Raw genomic sequence first — 18,338 nt, forward strand, 5'->3', positions numbered from 1 at the left:
GTCTTGCTGGTGGAAGAAGGGATATGCGGCCCGGATTGCCCGGGCCGCATTGGATTAATTTGCCCAGCCGCTTCGCTGGCGACGGCCAGAACGTGAGCGCATTAGTACACCGGCGATCAAACCGGCAATCAGAATGCCCACACCGGTGATCCACTGTTGCGAAGTGTTATTATTTCGCAGCATTACGTTCTCACCCTTAACTTGGTCAAGCTCGGAGCGAAGTAGGCTGAGTTCTTCGTTCAGGCGGCGGTTGGCTTGATCTAGGCGAATTGGATCAGAGGCTACTTCCTGTAGCTGTTCCAGCTCATTACTGCGTGAGCTCAGAGCATTCTTCAGCTCGCTGGATTGCTCAGACAGGGCATCTCGCTCGCCCTTGATTTGGGCCAGCTGGGTGCGCAATTTCGCCACTTCGGCCTTGGCTTGCTCGCTGGCCTGGGTGGCGCGTTCGAGACGAATCGCGGCAGTGGGGCTCTGGCTCAGATACTGTTTACCGATATATCCCTCGGTGTCGCCATAGCGAATTTTTGCCCAGTCACCTTCGAATCCGAGAAATTCAATACGGGTACCACTTTTGATGCCGCGGTGGAGGATACGGCCACTGGGGTTTGCAGCGGCTCGAATGGGCACATAAATACTGTCATCTACCCAAGCCGCAGAGGCGAGGGCAGAGCTGGATGCGCCCAGCAGAGCCAGTACACAGAATAATCTAGCGAGCATCGGTCACTCCTTGAAGTCAGGCCGCGCAGTCTAAAGAAGTCATTGGGGTAGCGGCGCTACCATAATCACATTTCGCCGCGCTGACCGTGGTGTCTTTGTAAAAAAAGGCAAATTGCCAGGATCTGTCAGCCTGCTGTGTGCCGTCGATTCAGGGCAGAACGCGCTTGAAGGGCTTCACAACAACGTTGGCATAGACGCCAGCATCGATATATGGATCTGCATCCGCCCAGGCTTGGGCATCGGCCAGCGACTCAAATTCTGCAACAACCAGTGATCCGCAAAAGCCTGCTTCTCCGGGCTCGTTGCTATCGATGGCTGGGTGAGGCCCAGCCAGTTCCAGTCGACCTTGATCACGTAAGGATTCCAATCTTGCTAGGTGAGCAGGGCGGGCCTGTTGCCGTAACGGCAAGGAGTTCGGGCTATCTTCACTGATGATCGCGTACAGCATGGTCTTCCTTTTTGTCGTTGTCGGAGGAGGGCGGCTGATTGTTCCGGCCAGCTGGTTTTTCCTGTTTCATTATTCGTTTGCGATCTTCTTCAGGCATTTTCTTAAATACATAGGCGAACATGCTGATATAGAAGATTATTTGCAAGGCAGTAAAGCCAAATAATTTGAAGTTAACCCAGAAGTCGGTGCTGAAGTTGAAGGCGATGTACAGATTAAGTGCACCGATAAAAACAAAGTAAAGTACGAACGCGATATTGAGAAAAGACCAGTCTTTGCGCGATAGCGCCACCACAAAGCCAAGGCCAGACACCATTAACGACTCACATAAACGCTGGAGTAGATTGCGCTCACGCAGGAAATGGCCCAAGAGCAGCACGCCACCCAGTGTGAAACTGATGATGGAAGGACGCCATTTGATAAAGACATCATTATTAAAAAACAGGGTCATTGAGCCGAAGATCAAGGTGATGACGAAGACGATCAAATGCATTTTTTGCACTTTGCGCCAGATCAGCCAACCTAAAGTGACCTGAAGTGTCGTGGCAATCAGGATGCCCCAAGTGGCGAGCATGATATCCCGGCCGCTGAGAAAGTAGAGCCCGAAAAAGACAATTACCGGAAGGTAATCAAGTAGTTGCTTCATTAACAGCGCCTTATCCTGTGCCGTGCGGTAGCAGAATGCGAATGATATGGTGGCACGACCAGCCATTCACAGGGCAACGATGGTAACGGCATCAGGCAGGCAATTCACCCTGCCGCCCTGCATTATTTTTCGTCTTACTGTGGTAGCGTAATCGACCCGATCTTTCCACGGCGGTTCCGGTATCCGCCACACAATCCGCAAAACAACCTGATAAACAGTCCTTATGACCGCGTGTTTTGATCTGCACTGCCACAGCCTAGCCTCCGATGGGACCTTGTCGCCCACTGACCTAGTGGCGAGGGCTGCAGACTATGGGGTGACGCACCTGGCCCTGACCGATCACGATACGCTTCGCGGCTTGGAAGAAGCCCACCAGGCAGCGCAGGCGCGGGGGCTAACCTTGATTAATGGTATCGAATTGTCCGTTCGCCATGACAACCGGGAATTCCATATTCTAGGTTTGTGGGTCGATGTGGCTAGTGCTGCTTTACAGGCGCGGGTCAGCGCCCAAAATGAAGCCCGCATCAATCGAGCCCGTGAAATTGGTCGCCGGCTGGATAAGGCTGCCGGATTGGCTAACAGCTATGAGCGCGCCTGCGAATTGGCAAGTAGTGATGCCCCTGGTCGCCCTTGGTTTGCCAAATTACTTGAGCAGACCGGACGGGTTCGAAACCACCGTCATGCTTTTAATCGCTTCCTCAAACAGGGGCAGTCGGCCTTTGTGGCCACGCCTTGGTGCACTCTGGAAGAGGGTATTGACGCGATTCATGCTGCAGGCGGAACGGCAGTGCTCGCCCACCCCCATGCCTACAATATGACCCGCAAGCGGTTAAGGCACTTTCTCGGCCAGTTCAAAGCTGGCGGCGGTGATGGCTTGGAAGTGGCCATGCCAGGATTGACGCCCCACCAGCAGGCATTGCTCGATGAGTGTTGGCAGCATTTCGACCTAAAGGTGTCTGCAGGCTCTGATTTTCATTCGCCAGAGCAGCGCTGGTTGGCTCTGGGCAGGCTGCCGCCGGTCCCTGCGGGTGCCACTCCGGTCTGGGAGGGCCGTTACTGAGCCGTATTCACTGGAGTACGCCGCCCCTTTGGATGGATGAGATAAGATTCAGCTCAGCAGATTTATCTCCAATGCGGCTTGCGCCTCTCTGCTGTGGCCCTCAGAATTGTCACCATGACTGAAACGCTATATATCCATCCTGAAACACCTCAACCACGCCTGATTCGCCAAGCTGTTGAGGTTATCCGCGGTGGCGGGCTAATTGCCTACCCCACCGATACAACCTATGCGCTAGGTTGTGGCATTGGCGAAAAAAACGCTCTTGATCGCCTGATTCGGCTTCGTCAGCTGGACAAAAAGCACGAATTTACCTTGTTGTGCCATGACCTTTCAGCCCTGGCAATCTATGCCAAGGTAGATAACCCTGATTATCGTCTGCTCAAAGCGCACACCCCAGGACCTTATACTTTCATCTTGCAGGGAACGACGGAAGTTCCTCGACGTCTGATGCATCCCAAGAAACGCACCATTGGCATCCGTGTCCCTGATCATGCTATTTGCCAAGCTTTGCTGGCTGAGCATGGTGAGCCGATCATGACTTCAACATGCCACCTGCCAAACGATGAGTTCCCGCTCACCGACCCCCAGGATGTCCGTGATTTCCTAGACCACCATGTGGATCTGGTTATCGATGGTGGTTTTTGTGGCACGGTGGAGACCACGGTGATTTCCTTGTCCCAAGGTGAGGGACCAGAGGTCGTGCGTGAAGGGGCGGGGCCAATCGACGCCATCTATTAGCGAAAATAGTTGTGATTTGCTCATGGTTTGAGCAGTCATTGACAAGTCGCTGTCCCTCACGGCGAGGTTCACCGTATAATCGTGGGCTTTCCCCGCAGCATTCCCAATGGAATGCCACCTATTGGGTATAAGGAGTTGGCTTTGAGTTCCGTGGTTCCCTCCCAGCGAGTTGTTTCGGGCATGCGCGCTACAGGCCGCTTGCATCTGGGGCACTACCATGGCGTGTTGAAAAACTGGGCACGTCTGCAGCATGAGTTTGAGTGTTTCTTCTTTGTAGCAGACTGGCACGGACTCACCACCGAGTATGAAAACCCGCACCAGATCGAACAGCATGTCTGGGACCTAGTGATTGACTGGCTCGCCGCCGGTGTTAACCCGGGGTCAGCCACGCTGTTTATTCAGAGCCAAGTGCCTGAGCATGCCGAACTGCATTTGTTGCTGTCGATGATGACACCGTTGTCCTGGCTAGAACGGGTACCGACTTATAAAGACCAGCAAGAAAAGTTACGAGAGAAAGATCTCAGCACGTATGGTTTTCTTGGCTATCCTTTACTGCAATCTGCGGACATCTTAGCGTACCGCGCTGGCCAAGTGCCGGTGGGCGCGGATCAGGTGGCGCACGTGGAGTTAACCCGGGAGGTGGCTCGACGATTTAACCATCTTTATGGTCGGGAGCCGGGCTTCGAAGAAGCTGTGGATGCCGCCATCAAGAAAATGGGCAAGAAACAGTCGAAGATTTACTTGAATCATCGCCGCCAGTATCAGGAGAAGGGCGACGAAGCCGCGTTGGAAACCGCTCGAGCTCTGGTGGACAGTCAACAGAATATTACTCTCGGTGATAAAGAACGTTTGTTTGGCGACCTTGAAGGTGGCGGCAAGGTGATCCTGCCAGAACCCCAGGCATTGTTAACGCAGGCATCTAAAATGCCCGGCCTGGATGGGCAAAAAATGTCCAAATCCTACGGTAATTTCATCAGCATGCGAGAAGAGCCTGCTGATGTAGACAGCAAGATTCGACGCATGCCAACGGACCCCGCGAGAGTGCGGCGTACCGACCCTGGCAACCCAGATAATTGTCCGGTATGGCAGTTCCACATGGTGTACTCAGACGACACCACACGCCAGTGGGTGCGTGAGGGTTGCACCAGTGCAGGCATTGGCTGCCTAGATTGCAAAAAACCAATTATTGAAGCGGTTCAGGAAGAATTGGAGCCTATTCGTAAGCGCGCGGAAGAGCATCTACGTAATCCAGACTTGGTGCGCACCATCGTGGCAGAAGGCTGCGAGGAAGCCCGCGAAGCCGCTCGAGCAACCCTCGAAGAAGTGCGATCAGTCATGGGGCTGAATTACCGCTAGGCGGAGCTAAGCATGACGGAAGCGGTCGAACAAACGGCAGAAGACAATCAGGTATCAGATCAGCCTGCGGGTTTGCTTGGCCCTTTACACCCCAGTCAGGCGGAAATGCCCTTTGGCCTAGTATACGGCAAGGCCATTACCAAACTGCCTGATGACCTCTACATTCCGCCCGATGCTCTGGAGGTATTTCTTGAGGCCTTTGAAGGCCCCTTGGATTTATTGCTCTATCTTATCAAACGTCAGAATCTCGATATTCTTGATATTCCCGTGGCCACCATTACCGCCCAGTACATGGAGTACGTGGAGCTCATGAAGGCCATGAACTTCGAGCTGGCCGCAGAGTATCTGGTCATGGCCGCCATGCTCAGCGAAATCAAATCGCGAATGCTGCTGCCGCGCCCTAAGGCCGAAGAAGAAGAGGAAGGTGAAGACCCGCGCGCAGAGCTGATTCGCCGCTTGCAGGAATACGAGCGTTTCAAGAAAGCCGCAGAAGACATTGATCAATTACCGCGCCTAGAGCGGGATGTGTTTCCTGCCGAGGCCAAACGCCCGGAATACACTCGCGAAAAAGCGCAGCCGGATGTGGACATGCGCGAGTTACTGCTGGCGCTGAAGGAAGTGATGCACCGGGCTGACATGTTTGAGAGCCACCAGATTTCCCGGGAGAAGCTATCCACCCGCGAGCGCATGGCCAATGTACTGGACAAGCTAAAAGGGCGGGAATTTGTGCCCTTTATTGAGCTTTTTAACCCGGAAGAGGGCAAGCTTGGTGTTGTGGTCACTTTTCTTGCCACCTTGGAACTGGTTAAAGGGGCGTTGATAGAGCTTGTTCAGACGGAGTCGTTTGCGCCGATTCATGTAAAGGCGAAAACCCTCGTATTGGAAGAATCCGACTTGCTGGCCGGCCTTGAACTTGAGGATGAACCCGATGCCCACGAACGTCATATAGGGTCCCTTGATGACGCGAATGACGATACGCATGATGGAACCAAGGGGTAAGCGTGGACGCTGAGCAAATAAAAAGAATTGTTGAAGCTGCTATCCTTGTGGCCGAAGGGCCGCTGGACCGTGATGGTATGCTGGCATTGTTCGATGAAGACGATCGGCCAAGCAAAGCTGAATTGTCTAAGTACCTTGAGCAGCTAGGCGAAGAATATGAAGGGCGGGGCATTTTCCTCAAGGAAGTGGCCTCTGGTTTCCGTTTCCAGGCCCGTTCTGAGCTGGGCTCTTGGGTAAGCCGCCTGTGGCAGGAAAAACCTCCACGCTACAGTCGGGCGATTCTAGAAACTCTGGCCCTGATTGCCTATCGCCAGCCGATTACCCGTGGCGAAATTGAAGAAATTCGAGGCGTTTCGGTAAGCTCCCATATCGTTAAGAGTCTGCTGGAGCGAAATTGGGTGCGTGTGGTCGGTCATCGTGATGTACCCGGGCGTCCGGCCATGTTTGCCACCACCAAACAATTTTTAGACTATTTCGATCTCAAGAGCCTTGAGGATTTGCCGTCCCTCGCGGAAATCCGTGATTTGGATAAGCTTAATGAAGAGCTACCCCTGACTGATGTGCCCCCCAGCAAGGCGGGCGAAGGCGATGCTGACGAAGCCTCGGAAGGCGACATTGATGACGATGATTTCCTCGAGTGCGAAGCACCGATCCCTGGTGATCAGAGGAATATTCCCGGCTTCGAGCCTGAACCGGAAATCGATGATTCCACACAGATGAGCATGGACAAAGTTGACTCGGTACTCGCTAGTTTCGAGCAAGAGTTCCGTCGTAAGCAAGGCGAGCAGAATGACCCAGCTTCTGCCGATAATGATAACCGTGCTGCCGTGAATACTGATCCCAAAGAATCGGCCAACGCTGCACACAATAATGATGATGTCTCGCTAGAGGGCGAGGGCGCTTCAGATCAGCAGCAAACATCGAACGACAGCGCAGAGGGAAGCCGAACGCCGCATGAGTGAAAAATTACAGAAAGTCCTGGCTCGCGCCGGGCTGGGTTCTCGCCGGGAGCTAGAAACCTGGATAAGTGACGGTCGCGTCTCGGTCAATGGGACTGTTGCGACCTTGGGTGACCGGGTTGGCAGTGAAGATACCCTACGTGTAGATGGCAGGATTATTAAAGTGAAGACCGAAGAAGACACCGTTCAGCGCGTAATCATGTATCACAAGCCACCGGGAGAGGTATGTTCGCGCAATGATCCTGAAGGGCGCCCAACGGTGTTCGATAACCTACCGCGACTTCAAGGTATGCGCTGGGTGCAGGTGGGGCGGCTGGACATCAATACTACCGGTATGATGCTGTTCACTACCGATGGCGAACTTGCCCACCGTCTGATGCACCCCTCCAACGGTTTCGTACGCGAATACGCAGTGCGGGTCCGCGGTGTTATGACTCCGGAAAAACGTCAAGCCATGCTTGATGGCGTTTTACTGGAGGATGGCGTTTCTAAATTTGATAGTATCGAGGACGCTGGTGGCGCTGAGGAAGGTGCTAACCACTGGTACAAAGCCACTCTTACTGGGGGTAAATACCGGGAAGTCCGTCGGCTTTTCCAGTCTCAAGACTTGGAAGTGGCTCGCTTGATGCGAATTCGTTTTGGCGATCTGACATTGCCGCCGCAATTGCGCCAGGGCCGCTGGATGGAGCTGGAACCAGAACAAATGAAAGCCCTGATCGAGAAGGTGGACCTCAAGGGCAAGAAATATACCGGCCTTTATGGCCGTGCGCGGCTACGACACCAGCGTGGTGGTAACAAGCCGCCTCGCAAGGCTCGCCGTGGGCCATATCGTCGCTAGGGGTTTTCGCACTGTTTGATTTGGTTTGGTTTGGTAGGAGACTGCCTGCAGCCTAACCCGAATTGTTGCCGATAAACACCGAGGTTCGTTTGCGAGTAAGTTGCTAGGGCAGCCTCATCAGCCGGCCGACCAGGGCCGGCAACGCTGTCTCTACTCTGAGAATTCGCGCCCCAAAGCTGCGGCAAGCGAATCCCTGCTGCTGCAGCATCTCTACCTCGTAGTCGGTCCAGCCCCCTTCTGGGCCTATCGCCAACGTCACTGGCTCAGCAAGATTGCAGGGGAGGGCGGGGTGATCGCCTGGATGAGCGAGAATACGCTGGCCTGTCCCTGCCCAATCGTTCAGTGAATCTTCCACAAAAGGCTTAAAACGGGGGGCCAGTGTTAATTCAGGTAAGTGGGTGTCGCGCGCCTGCTCTAACCCCAGAATCATTTTCTCGCGAAGCAAGTCGGCTTTCAGATTGGGGGTCTGCCAGTAACTTTTGTCTACCTTCCAGCTGTTGATCAGCACGATGCGCTTGATGCCCAGGCTGGTCGCGTCGATAAGGATGCGTTTGAGCATCTTGGGCCGCGGTAGTGCCATCAGCAAGGAAAGAGGTAGCGCCTGAATCGAATTAGATTCTGGTTTAAACTCAACCTCTATCTCATTGTTTTTAATAACGTGTATAGTGGCTATTCCTGTGCTGCCGGCCAGCACACCAGCGCGGCACTGCTGCCCTTCGGCCAGCTTAAGCACGGTGCATACATGGTTACGTTGTCGCGTATTGAGACGCCAGCGATTGCCGTGTAAGTATTGGTCGGGGTGCAGCAGCAGCAAGTTCATGGCGCGGATTATGGCATACGGGATAAAGCGGCTGAACAAACGTTTTACTGGGCTCGCTATTATCCTGGCATGAAGAATCGTGGCATGACGCAAATCACTGTCTGCTTGGCTATTATGGCCCTTTGCTCGGAGCAATCGGATTGCTAGAGTGTGCCGCCTGATCACCCGTTCGATTAACTGTTCAGTTGGAGAATTTCATGCAGTTTCAGGGTACTGACCAATATGTGGCCACCGATGACCTGAAAATGGCCGTGAACGCAGCCATTGCCCTCAAGCGCCCACTGCTCATTAAGGGTGAACCTGGTACTGGCAAAACACTGCTGGCCGAACAGGTTGCAGAATCTCTGGGGTTGCCACTGCTGTCGTGGAACGTAAAGTCCACCACCAAAGCACAGCAAGGCCTGTATGAATACGATGCGGTATCACGTCTACGTGATTCCCAGCTCGGTGCCGAAGGTGTCGAGGATGTGGCAAATTACCTGAAGAAGGGCAAGCTCTGGGAAGCCTTTACCCACGAAGGCCAAGTGGTGCTGTTGATCGACGAGGTCGACAAGGCGGATATCGAGTTCCCCAACGATCTGCTCCAGGAGCTGGATCGCATGGAGTTTTTTGTCTATGAAACCGGCGAACTGATCAAGGCTAAACAGCGGCCAATTGTGATTATTACCTCCAACAATGAGAAAGAGCTGCCAGACGCTTTTCTACGCCGTTGCTTTTTCCATTACATCAATTTCCCTGATGCGGCCACCATGCAGGCCATCGTGGATGTGCATTTCCCTGAGATCAAAAAGAACTTGGTTAGCGAAGCGCTAGAAATCTTCTTTGATCTTCGCAAAGTGCCGGGCTTGAAGAAGAAGCCATCCACCAGCGAGCTGATTGACTGGCTGAAGCTGTTGATGGCTGATGATATTCCGGATGACATTCTACATAGCCGTGATACCCGAAGCGCGGTGCCGCCTCTGTACGGTGCATTGCTGAAGAACGAAGCGGATGTGCAGCTCTTAGAGCGTCTGGCGTTCATGAATCGCCGCGAAAGCTAACCGATCCACGGGCAGACTATGCTTATTGGTTTTTTCGAAAATCTGCGTCGCTACCGGGTGCCCGTCACCCTGCGCGAACTGTTGGATTTATTTGATGCGTTGCATGCGCATGTTGCGTTTGGCTCCATTGAGGATTTTTACCTATTGAGCCGGGCGGTCATGGTGAAAGACGAAAAATATTATGACCGCTTCGACCAAGCGTTTGCCAATTACTTTGAAGGTTTAGAAAACCTGGAGCCGGACTGGCTCAGCAAGGTGATCCCGGACGAGTGGCTGCGCAAGGAGCTGGAAAAAAACCTGAGCCCGGAGGAATTCGAAAAACTCAAAGGGCTTGGGAGTTTAGAAAAAATCATGGACGAGCTGCGCAAGCGGCTGGAAGAACAAGAGAAACGTCACCAAGGCGGTAACAAATGGGTTGGGACCGGAGGCACCAGCCCGTTTGGTGGTTACGGCGAAAACCCGGAAGGGGTCCGCATGACTGGCCCTTCGCGGAACAAGAAAGCCGTGAAAGTCTGGGAGAAACGGGAATTCCGTAACTTGGACGACTCGGTGGAGCTGGGCACCCGTAACATCAAGCTGGCCATGCGCCGGCTGCGAAAATTTGCCCGCACCGGCCGCGATGAAGAGCTAGACATGGACGATACCATTTCGTCCACTGCCCGTAATGCGGGATTGCTTGATATCAAAATGCGACCGGAGAAAGAAAATCGCGTTAAAGTGCTGATTTTCTTTGATGTAGGCGGCTCCATGGACCCTTACGTGAAGCTGTGTGAAGAGCTATTTTCTGCTGCTCGGGCAGAGTTTAAGCACATGGAATATTTCTATTTCCATAACTTCCTCTATGAGTACGCATGGAAAGACAATCGCCGTCGTTGGGATGAGAAAATCTCCACTTGGGATGTGCTGCATAAGTACGGCAGCGACTACAAAGTGATTTTCGTAGGTGACGCGGCCATGAGTCCCTATGAAGTGAATTCTGTAGGCGGCAGCGTGGAGCACTGGAACGAAGAGGCCGGCGCAGTCTGGTTTCAACGAGTAATGGAGACCTACGAAAAAGTGGTGTGGCTAAACCCGGAGCCCGAGCGTGCTTGGCAGATGACCACCTCTACTCAGTGGATCAAGCAACTCTGTGAGCACAACATGTTCCCCCTCACCATAGAAGGGCTTGAGAGAGCCATGCGGCAGCTGAGCAAATAACCCTTTGCCCTCGCCTGGAGAAGCCTTTGGCGCTACGGCGAAGGCATGTCACATTCCAATGTTCTATCCGGTTGTAGGAATAGAAGGGGTTGGATGGTTATGTTGATGTGGAGTGGATTTCGCTCAGCCTCTCATCGGTAAACTGGGGCTCAATGCGCTTGAGTTGAGCCCCACCGCGTTACTGTCACTGCTCAATCTTTATCTGTTTGCTATGCAGCCACTGATAGAGCACCGGGAGCAGCAGCAGGGTCAGCAGCGTTGAAGAAATAATCCCTCCGATAACCACCGTTGCCAGTGGCCGCTGCACTTCTGCGCCGGTGCCGGTATTGAGCGCCATGGGCACAAAGCCGAGGCCGGCCACCAGGGCGGTCATCAACACCGGGCGCAACCGGATCAGCGCACCTTCGATCACCGCATGGCGCAGGTCATTGCCTTGCTGCCAGAGATCACGAATAAAAGCCACCATCACCAAGCCATTAAGTACGGCCACACCCGACAGGGCAATAAAGCCCACTCCGGCTGAGATCGATAGCGGCATCCCTCGCAGCCATAGCGCAAGGACGCCCCCGGTCAGGGTCAACGGCACCCCTGTGAAAATAATCAGTGAATCGCGAACCGAGCCAACCGCCATAATCAACAAGCCGATAATGATCGCTAGCGTCACCGGCACCACCAGCGACAGGCGTTGGCTGGCAGATTCCAGTTGCTCAAAGGTGCCGCCAAAGTCCAGCCAGTAGCCGCTGGGAAGATCTACCCGCTCACTAATGCGTTGCTGGACCGCTTGCACAAAACTGCCCAGATCCTGGTCGCGAACATTGGCGGTGACCACCACTCGGCGTTTACCGTTTTCCCGACTGATTTGTGCCGGAGCCGGTTTTATTTCCAGCCATGCGACTTCGTTTAGCGGAATGTAGCCGCCATCTGGCAGCGACACAGGGAGCCGCTGTAGACGGTTCACGTCCTAGCGCAGTGATTCTGGCAGCCGCACCATCAGTTTGAAGCGCCGATCTCCTTCGTAAATCAGTCCTATCTGTTCGCCACCAATACCGGCGGCGACCAGATGTTGCACCTCATCCACGGTAATACCATAGCGGCCAAGGGCTTCTCGATCGGGAACAACGGTGAGCATGGGTTGACCGGTCACCTGTTCAACCCGTACATCGGCGGCACCAGGTATCGACTGTACCTGCTGCATGATGGCATTGGCGGTTTCGCGCAAGGTATCCAGATCATCACCAAAAACCTTGATGCCAAGATCGGCTCGCACACCGGAAATAAGCTCATTAAAGCGCATTTCAATGGGTTGGGTAAACTCGAAGTTATTGCCGGGTACGTCCAGGACTGCGCTGGACAGTTCCTGAATCAACGCCTCTTTGCTTTTTCCTGGATCCGGCCATTGGTCTTTGGGTTTCAGGATCAGGAAGTTATCCGACACATTGGGCGGCATCGGGTCGTTGGCCACTTCCGGTGTGCCGATCCGTGAAACCAGTTTGTCGATTTCTTCAATATGCTTTAAGCGCTCATCGAGCATGATCTGCATATCTACAGATTGCTCGATACCGGTGCCGGGTATGCGAAGGGCGTGCATGGCAATGTCGCCTTCGTCCAGTTGCGGAATGAATTCTGAGCCAAGGGTGGTCATCAACCAGCCACAGAACAGCACCAGCAACAGCGCAAAAGCGACTAATAGCTTGCGCAACACCAGGGCTTTTTCCAGCAGTGGCCGATACACGGACTTGGCGGAACGTATAATCGGGCTTTCTTTCTCGCTGATCTTGCCGCCCATGAAAACCGCCACCGCAGCGGGTACGACGGTAAGCGAAAACAACATGGCGGCAAGCAGCGCCATCATCACCGTGGCTGCCATGGGGTGAAACATTTTCCCTTCCACGCCAGTGAGGCTGAAGATAGGGATATACACCATGGTAATGATGGCCACGCCGAATAGACTGGGACGAATAACCTCAGTGGTGGCCTCATAGACCAATTGAATCCGTTCCCTTAATGGCAATACACCGTTGTTTTTACCCTGAGCTTCGGCCAGCCGGCGAATACAGTTTTCGACGATGATCACCGCGCCATCTACAATTAAACCAAAATCCAACGCGCCTAGACTCATCAAGTTGGCAGACACCCCGGTTTTCACCATGCCACTGATCGTCGCGAGCATGGAGAGGGGGATTACCGCCGCGGTAATCAGGGCGGCTCGTAAATTGCCCAACAGCAAAAACAGCACGGCAATAACCAGCAAAGCCCCTTCAATCAAGTTAGTGCGAACGGTGGCAATGGTTTTTTCCACCAGGGTGGTGCGGTCATAAACCGCTTCTAGCTTGATGCCGTCGGGCAGGGAGGGTTTAACCGCCTCCAGCCGTTTGGCCACGTCTCGGTCCACCTGATTGGAGTTTTCCCCCATCAGCATCATCACGGTGCCCAGTACGGTTTCACGGCCATCACGGGTCGATGCCCCAGTGCGCAGTTCTTTCCCGATGGCCACGGAGGCCACGTCCTTCACTTTTACTGGGGTGCCGTCATGAACAGTGACGACCACATTTTCTATCTCGTGGAGGGTTTTCAGCTGCCCCGGCGTCCTCACCAGTAATTGCTGGCCATTGCGTTCAATGTAACTCGCTCCGCGATTACTGTTATTGCGTTTTAAGGCGGTTGAGAGCTGGTCGAGAGTAATGCCGAATTGCAACAGGAGCTTGGGGGAGGGCAGCACATGGTATTGCTTGTCGTAACCGCCAATGCCGTTTACTTCCGCCACCCCAGGCACCTGGGCCAGTTGCGGCTTGATAATCCAGTCCTGGATTTCCCGCAGCGCAACCGCATCGTACTCACTGCCATCGGCCTGGCGAGCGCCGGCTTCGGCTTCCACGGTGTACAGGTATATTTCGCCGAGCCCGGTAGCCATTGGCCCCATTCTCGGTTCCAGCTGCACAGGAAGCGCCTCCTTGATCGCGCTTAGCCTTTCATTGACAAGGTTGCGGGCGAAGTAGATATCCGTGCCTTCCTTGAACACCACCGTGACCTGCGACAAGCCATAACGGGAAATGGAGCGGGTGTAATCCAGTTTCGGCAAACCGTACAGCGCGGTTTCCACCGGAAAGGTGACCCGTTGCTCGGCCTCAAGGGGGGAATATCCCGGTGCTTCGGTATTGATCTGCACCTGTACATTGGTGATGTCTGGGACCGCATCAATGGGCAGTCGCTGATAACTCCAGGCGCCCAAGCCCACTAATCCGAGGATCAGTGTGAGCACCAGAATGCGCCTCTCGATGGAGAAGCGAACGATGGCATCTATCATTCGGATTCTCCTTAGTGGTGGTGAGCCGCGCCGGCTTTAAGAATGTCAGCTTTAATCAGGTAACTGTTTTCCACCACGTACTGATCCCCGGGGTTAAGGCCATCGAGCACTTCGCTGTAGCGGTTATCCCGCTGGCCTAAAGTGAGTGCACGGCTTTCATACGCCTCTGCGTCATTGAGGAACACAACAGTTTTACCCTCCATTTCCTGCAGGGCACGGTTATCCACTCGCAGAGGAACTGAGTGGTTGCCGGTGGTGATGACAGCCTCAACGAAGTCCCCCGGGGCTAAACGGCCATCGCTATTGTCCAGCGACACTCGGGCAATCATGGCCGGCACGGATCCGGTATCGGGTGCCGGCACCAGGCTTTTGATCTGGCTTTGCCACTGACGTTCGCCAAGGTGCAGGGTGACGGCTTGTCCTTTTTTTACCGCAGCCCGCTGCTGAGGAAACAGCGTCAGTTCCGCCCATAGCGATTCACTGTTGATAAGTGTCAGTAGGGGCTGTTGGCCTGCGACTTCACCAGCATTAGCATGACGCTGATGAATAACACCGCTGAACGGGGCCCGCAGGCGGTAGCCTCGCAGGCTGTCATTGGATTCGATCACGGCGAGTGTCTCACCCTTGCTCACGGCATCACCAACAGAAGCGGTTATCGACGTGATTAGCCCGGGAAAACGGGCACGCAAATCAGCCTGATGCTCAGGGGCGATCACCAAGCGCCCGTATGCATGGGTTTGCGTGGCAATAACGCCGCCACTGGCTTTCTTGGTGGTGATACCTGCTTTTTCTGCGGCTTCCGCCGAAATGGCCACGCGGCCCTCGTAGGAGGGCCATTGCCATTGATGGTGCTCGCCACCCAGTTTCAGATCAAAGCTGACATCAAAGGAATGGGGCGGTTGTATCTTTTGCTTTCCCTTCCAGTGATGGTCGTCTTGCTGGAAGGTAACTGTTTTCTGTACTCCGTCCAGGCGGGTGAGGGTGGCAGAAAGGATTAAGTCATCCACTGGCTTATTGTCACGGGTGACCCAGGCCTGCAACGAGGCCAGGCCGCCACTTTCGGTTTTGAGAACTTCTAAAGTAATGTCCCGCTCTTTCAGTAAATGCCCGCCGTTGGGCCTGTGGTTTCTTGTTTGTGTGCGTCATGATCGTCTTCACCGTGCCCATGGCCACCACTGGCGGTTACCAGAGAGGAAAGTGTCAGGAGATAAAGCGTGGAAAGCGTTACTAGCATTTTCATTGGGAAATCTCCTGCTCGTCAGCCTGGGAAAAAGGCAGGCCAGTGAGGCGTTCCAGTTCGTTTCGTTGCAGGTGAAACTGCGCGGCGAGGTTAATGGCCCGGTATTCCAGATTAAGTTGCTCTTGCTGGGCATCGATCAGCTCAAGCAGGCTGTAGCGACCGGAGCGATAGCCCTTTTCGATGTCTGCATACAGTTGTCTGGCCAAGGGCAACGCGCGCTCATCAATGAGCGCGAGCTCTTCACGTAACAGATTCAGTGAGCGGTAGAGGGTGTCCAGCGTTGCCACCAGTTCAATCCGACGGGCCTGTAGCTGTGCTTCACTGGCAGCCAGTTGTGATTCGGCTCGGGCTATATTGCCGCGGTTAGGATTCTTCAGATTAAGCGGAACAGAGAACCCCAGCACCAGGGTATTGTTGTTGTCCACTCGATCATGGCGCGCGCCAACAGAGACGGTGACATCGCGGCTGCCACGGGCATTGGCCAGGCGGCTCTGGGCCGCATGCAGGCGCGTTTCGCTCGCCAGCTGCAGCAATTGCGGAGCCTGCTCCAGCTGGTCCAGAATTTGCTCGCGCGGTGGAAGCTTGGGAAGCGGCCGCAACGAGGTTGCGGGGTGCAGTTGATCTGCGCCTTGCTGGCCCCAAAGCGCAGCCAGTTGCTGGCTGGCTCGGCCACGCTCCATATCAGCGCGCCGGCGGGCAATATCCGCATGCCGGCTGGCGAGGGTCATTCGGGTTAAATCCGCCTTCGAGGCCGCACCGGCATTAACACGACGGCGTGCCGCCTGTTTTGCTTTTTCCGCTAAAGCCAATGTGCGTTCAGCCAGTGCCAATTCTTCTTCAAAACGCGCCAATGCAATGTAACGAGTCACGGCTTCACCCAGCACATCGAGCCGTGCGATAGCGTAGCCCTGTTGTTCCGTATTGAGAGCGCGAGTCGCCACCTCATTACGTGAATCTCGCTTGTTGCCAAGCTCGATCAGCTGGCTCAAGGCAACAGTGATTTGTGCACCTTCAACGCCATTCAATGGTGCGTCTCCGGCAATATTTTCCACCTCAACGGACAGTTCTGGCTGCGGCCCAAGGCTGGACTGGAGCACCGCCGCATCCGCTGCCCTGAGCCGATAGGGGTAAACGCCAAGCGCTGGGTTCTGCTCTACGGTGCGGCTGAGCACGTCTTGCAGGGTAATCTCGGTGCCCATCGGCACCGATGTATTACCCGCGATGAGATGGCCTGGCGCGAACAGGCACAGCAAGGACGACGCAACAAGGCGCCAGCCGGAGGTTCGGCATTTCATGAAAATCTCCCGATAACGGATTGCGGCGAAGATCGCCGGCGAAAATCAGATCAATCCGTTGCGATTGGGAGGTGGCACAGGAGGCTGCGTGACAAGAGAGCGCGCGTGAGCAGGGGAGGGCTTGTGCCATTCATTGGCGGGCACAGGCCTGAGCGTTATGGGCTGATGGGCGAGGGTAGCGCATGAACTGTGCGGAAGGCAGCACTGGTGTTGCTCACATTCACTACTGTGGCGTTCTTCGGGTGCGCCATCGGATTTGCCCTCAGAGACATGAACTTGGCAAGACGCCTCCACATTCACCGAGTGCGGGATTGACTCGGTTGCACCCGCTACGGCGCTGCACAGCATCAGCAAGCCGAGCAACAAAGCGGTGAAGGAATGTCTGGACTTGCTGAAATTCATGTTATGCCAGTCGGGAGTGCGAAAAGAATCAAGATGCATACTCTAGCAAGCCGCCTTGGTGCGTCAATCTGATTCTCATCGACAACCCTTCTATGCACAGGTTTTGCGCAGCAAGATGGAATCCACGTTTGCTTGGATTCACCTTCTGTGGCGAGCAGCGTGACTAAGCAAATAAAGAGAGCCTAAATAGACTAAGGATTTGCCTATTTGGTGATGGTTGAAACTTCAGGTATTTCGTGAATACTGCGCCAGTCATTTCAGCGTTATGGCCTCAAGAGGCTATTTAGTTAGGGAAAAATAATGATTGATAACCAGATTGCCACCTCCGTAGGGCCATTGAATGTAAAGATATGGCCAGTGGAGGGTGACAGGGCGCCTGTCGTATTGCTACACGACTCTTTAGGCTGTGTTGCTTTATGGCGGGAGTTCCCTGCGGCGCTGGCGCAGGCCTGTGGCCGCACGGTGATAGCCTATGACAGAGTAGGTTTTGGCGCATCGCCAAAGCGTGAGGGGTCTCTACCCCTCAGTTTTGTGGAAGACGAAGCCGTGGTGATTGACTCCCTTATGTCAGCACTGGCATTGCCACAGGTGGTGTTACTCGGTCACAGCGTTGGCGGCGGTATGGCCGTGGCGGCGGCAGCTTCGCTGGGGCAGCGGTGTGTGGCTGTCATTACCGAGTCAGCCCAGGCCATGGTGGAGGCGCAAACCCTAGCGGGGATCCGCGATGCACAAGTGGCATTTGAGGATGCCACTCAGCGGGCGCGGTTGCAGAAGTACCATGGCGAAAAAGCTGACTGGGTTCTGCATGCCTGGATTGATACCTGGTTGTCACCGGCCTTCGCCGAGTGGAATCTGGATGCGGAGCTGGAGCGTGTTACCTGCCCACTGCTTTGCTTGCATGGCGATAACGATGAGTTCGGCTCCATGGCACATCCTGCTCGGTTGGAACGCATGTCAGCAGGACCGGCGGAGGTCGTGATGCTTGAGCAATGCGGGCATGTGCCGCATCGCGAGCAGGAGCAGGGAGTGTTGGAAGCAGTGTCCGCGTTCCTTTCTGCGTTGCCGTAACATGCCTTGGAGCATCCAGTTTGTCGCCTAACGGAATGAGCGGGAGTGGCGCTCCGCGCCAGTATCCTTGCTTACCTCGAACTACCGCTGTGTGCGGTAGTTCATCAACGGTCGATACTGATCCATCTTTCTCCGTTTGAATTCAGATCGCAGGTGCAGAGTTGTGTAGAAAATGCAGGAGAACGACCACTGTGAATAGTTTGGATCTTAGTTA

General features: G+C 54.5%; 16 protein-coding genes and 1 pseudogene. 9 read left to right on the top strand and 8 right to left on the bottom strand.

The window, feature by feature from the left end:
- Positions 1 to 54: 54 nt before the first annotated feature.
- The 3 genes from Y017_RS09165 to Y017_RS09175 all read right to left on the bottom strand — a co-directional run bounded on the left by Y017_RS09165 (position 55) and on the right by Y017_RS09175 (position 1,808).
- Positions 55 to 717 (bottom strand): TIGR04211 family SH3 domain-containing protein, encoded by a 663-nt coding sequence (locus Y017_RS09165; protein WP_011588676.1) that lies wholly within the window; start codon positions 715 to 717, stop codon positions 55 to 57.
- Positions 718 to 865: 148 nt separating this feature from the next.
- A complete protein-coding gene (locus Y017_RS09170) occupies positions 866 to 1,165 on the bottom strand; it encodes a YciI family protein (protein ID WP_011588675.1) in 300 nt (99 codons plus the stop codon).
- Positions 1,143 to 1,808: an inner membrane-spanning protein YciB gene (locus Y017_RS09175; RefSeq protein WP_035460393.1), complete on the bottom strand. Its 666-nt coding sequence runs from the start codon at positions 1,806 to 1,808 to the stop codon at positions 1,143 to 1,145. The genes Y017_RS09170 and Y017_RS09175 overlap by 23 nt, the downstream gene beginning before the upstream one ends.
- Before the next feature lie 223 nt (positions 1,809 to 2,031).
- Here Y017_RS09175 and Y017_RS09180 point away from each other — a divergent pair, with 223 nt between their 5' ends.
- The 6 genes from Y017_RS09180 to rluB all read left to right on the top strand — a co-directional run bounded on the left by Y017_RS09180 (position 2,032) and on the right by rluB (position 7,758).
- Entirely contained in the window at positions 2,032 to 2,868 is an 837-nt protein-coding gene (locus Y017_RS09180; protein WP_011588673.1) for a PHP domain-containing protein, read from the top strand.
- Positions 2,869 to 2,982: 114 nt separating this feature from the next.
- The gene (locus Y017_RS09185) at positions 2,983 to 3,606 is read left to right on the top strand and encodes an L-threonylcarbamoyladenylate synthase (protein WP_011588672.1); all 624 of its coding nucleotides are present in this window, start codon (positions 2,983 to 2,985) and stop codon (positions 3,604 to 3,606) included.
- A 141-nt stretch (positions 3,607 to 3,747) separates the two neighbouring features.
- The gene (locus tag Y017_RS09190; protein ID WP_197017555.1) at positions 3,748 to 4,962 is read left to right on the top strand and encodes a tryptophan--tRNA ligase; all 1,215 of its coding nucleotides are present in this window, start codon (positions 3,748 to 3,750) and stop codon (positions 4,960 to 4,962) included.
- A gap of 12 nt (positions 4,963 to 4,974) precedes the next feature.
- Positions 4,975 to 5,961 carry a ScpA family protein gene (locus Y017_RS09195; protein ID WP_011588670.1) on the top strand — a complete coding sequence of 329 codons (987 nt, stop codon included), beginning with the start codon at positions 4,975 to 4,977 and terminating at the stop codon, positions 5,959 to 5,961.
- Between the two features lie 2 nt (positions 5,962 to 5,963).
- Complete coding sequence (gene scpB / locus Y017_RS09200; RefSeq protein WP_011588669.1) at positions 5,964 to 6,923, top strand: SMC-Scp complex subunit ScpB; 960 nt, start codon at positions 5,964 to 5,966, stop codon at positions 6,921 to 6,923.
- A complete protein-coding gene (rluB, locus tag Y017_RS09205; protein WP_011588668.1) occupies positions 6,916 to 7,758 on the top strand; it encodes a 23S rRNA pseudouridine(2605) synthase RluB in 843 nt (280 codons plus the stop codon). Before scpB ends, rluB begins: the two co-directional genes overlap by 8 nt.
- Before the next feature lie 103 nt (positions 7,759 to 7,861).
- Here the strand turns inward: rluB and Y017_RS09210 are convergent, their stop codons facing one another.
- On the bottom strand, positions 7,862 to 8,713 hold the full coding sequence (locus tag Y017_RS09210) for a 16S rRNA (uracil(1498)-N(3))-methyltransferase (RefSeq protein ID WP_231483466.1): 852 nt from the start codon (positions 8,711 to 8,713) through the stop codon (positions 7,862 to 7,864).
- A 62-nt stretch (positions 8,714 to 8,775) separates the two neighbouring features.
- Here Y017_RS09210 and Y017_RS09215 point away from each other — a divergent pair, with 62 nt between their 5' ends.
- Complete coding sequence (locus tag Y017_RS09215) at positions 8,776 to 9,618, top strand: MoxR family ATPase (RefSeq protein WP_011588666.1); 843 nt, start codon at positions 8,776 to 8,778, stop codon at positions 9,616 to 9,618.
- A gap of 18 nt (positions 9,619 to 9,636) precedes the next feature.
- A complete protein-coding gene (locus Y017_RS09220) occupies positions 9,637 to 10,815 on the top strand; it encodes a VWA domain-containing protein (RefSeq protein ID WP_035460394.1) in 1,179 nt (392 codons plus the stop codon).
- 184 nt (positions 10,816 to 10,999) lie between these two features.
- Here Y017_RS09220 and Y017_RS09225 read toward each other — a convergent pair.
- From Y017_RS09225 to Y017_RS09235, 4 genes and pseudogenes are all read right to left on the bottom strand, one after another.
- Positions 11,000 to 14,119: pseudogene (locus Y017_RS09225) on the bottom strand (efflux RND transporter permease subunit).
- Between the two features lie 11 nt (positions 14,120 to 14,130).
- A complete protein-coding gene (locus Y017_RS09230; RefSeq protein WP_051428733.1) occupies positions 14,131 to 15,159 on the bottom strand; it encodes an efflux RND transporter periplasmic adaptor subunit in 1,029 nt (342 codons plus the stop codon).
- A gap of 56 nt (positions 15,160 to 15,215) precedes the next feature.
- A complete protein-coding gene (locus Y017_RS15215) occupies positions 15,216 to 15,359 on the bottom strand; it encodes a hypothetical protein (RefSeq protein ID WP_155849253.1) in 144 nt (47 codons plus the stop codon).
- Positions 15,356 to 16,654 (bottom strand): TolC family protein, encoded by a 1,299-nt coding sequence (locus Y017_RS09235; RefSeq protein WP_035460395.1) that lies wholly within the window; start codon positions 16,652 to 16,654, stop codon positions 15,356 to 15,358. The genes Y017_RS15215 and Y017_RS09235 overlap by 4 nt, the downstream gene beginning before the upstream one ends.
- A 702-nt stretch (positions 16,655 to 17,356) precedes the next feature.
- Between Y017_RS09235 and Y017_RS09240 the strand changes: the two genes are divergently transcribed.
- Positions 17,357 to 18,124, top strand: a complete 768-nt coding sequence (locus Y017_RS09240; protein ID WP_035460396.1) for an alpha/beta fold hydrolase — start codon at positions 17,357 to 17,359, stop codon at positions 18,122 to 18,124.
- Positions 18,125 to 18,338: the final 214 nt, after the last annotated feature.

It is taken from the genome of Alcanivorax sp. 97CO-5 (assembly GCF_000524665.1).
GTDB lineage: Bacteria > Pseudomonadota > Gammaproteobacteria > Pseudomonadales > Alcanivoracaceae > Alcanivorax > Alcanivorax borkumensis.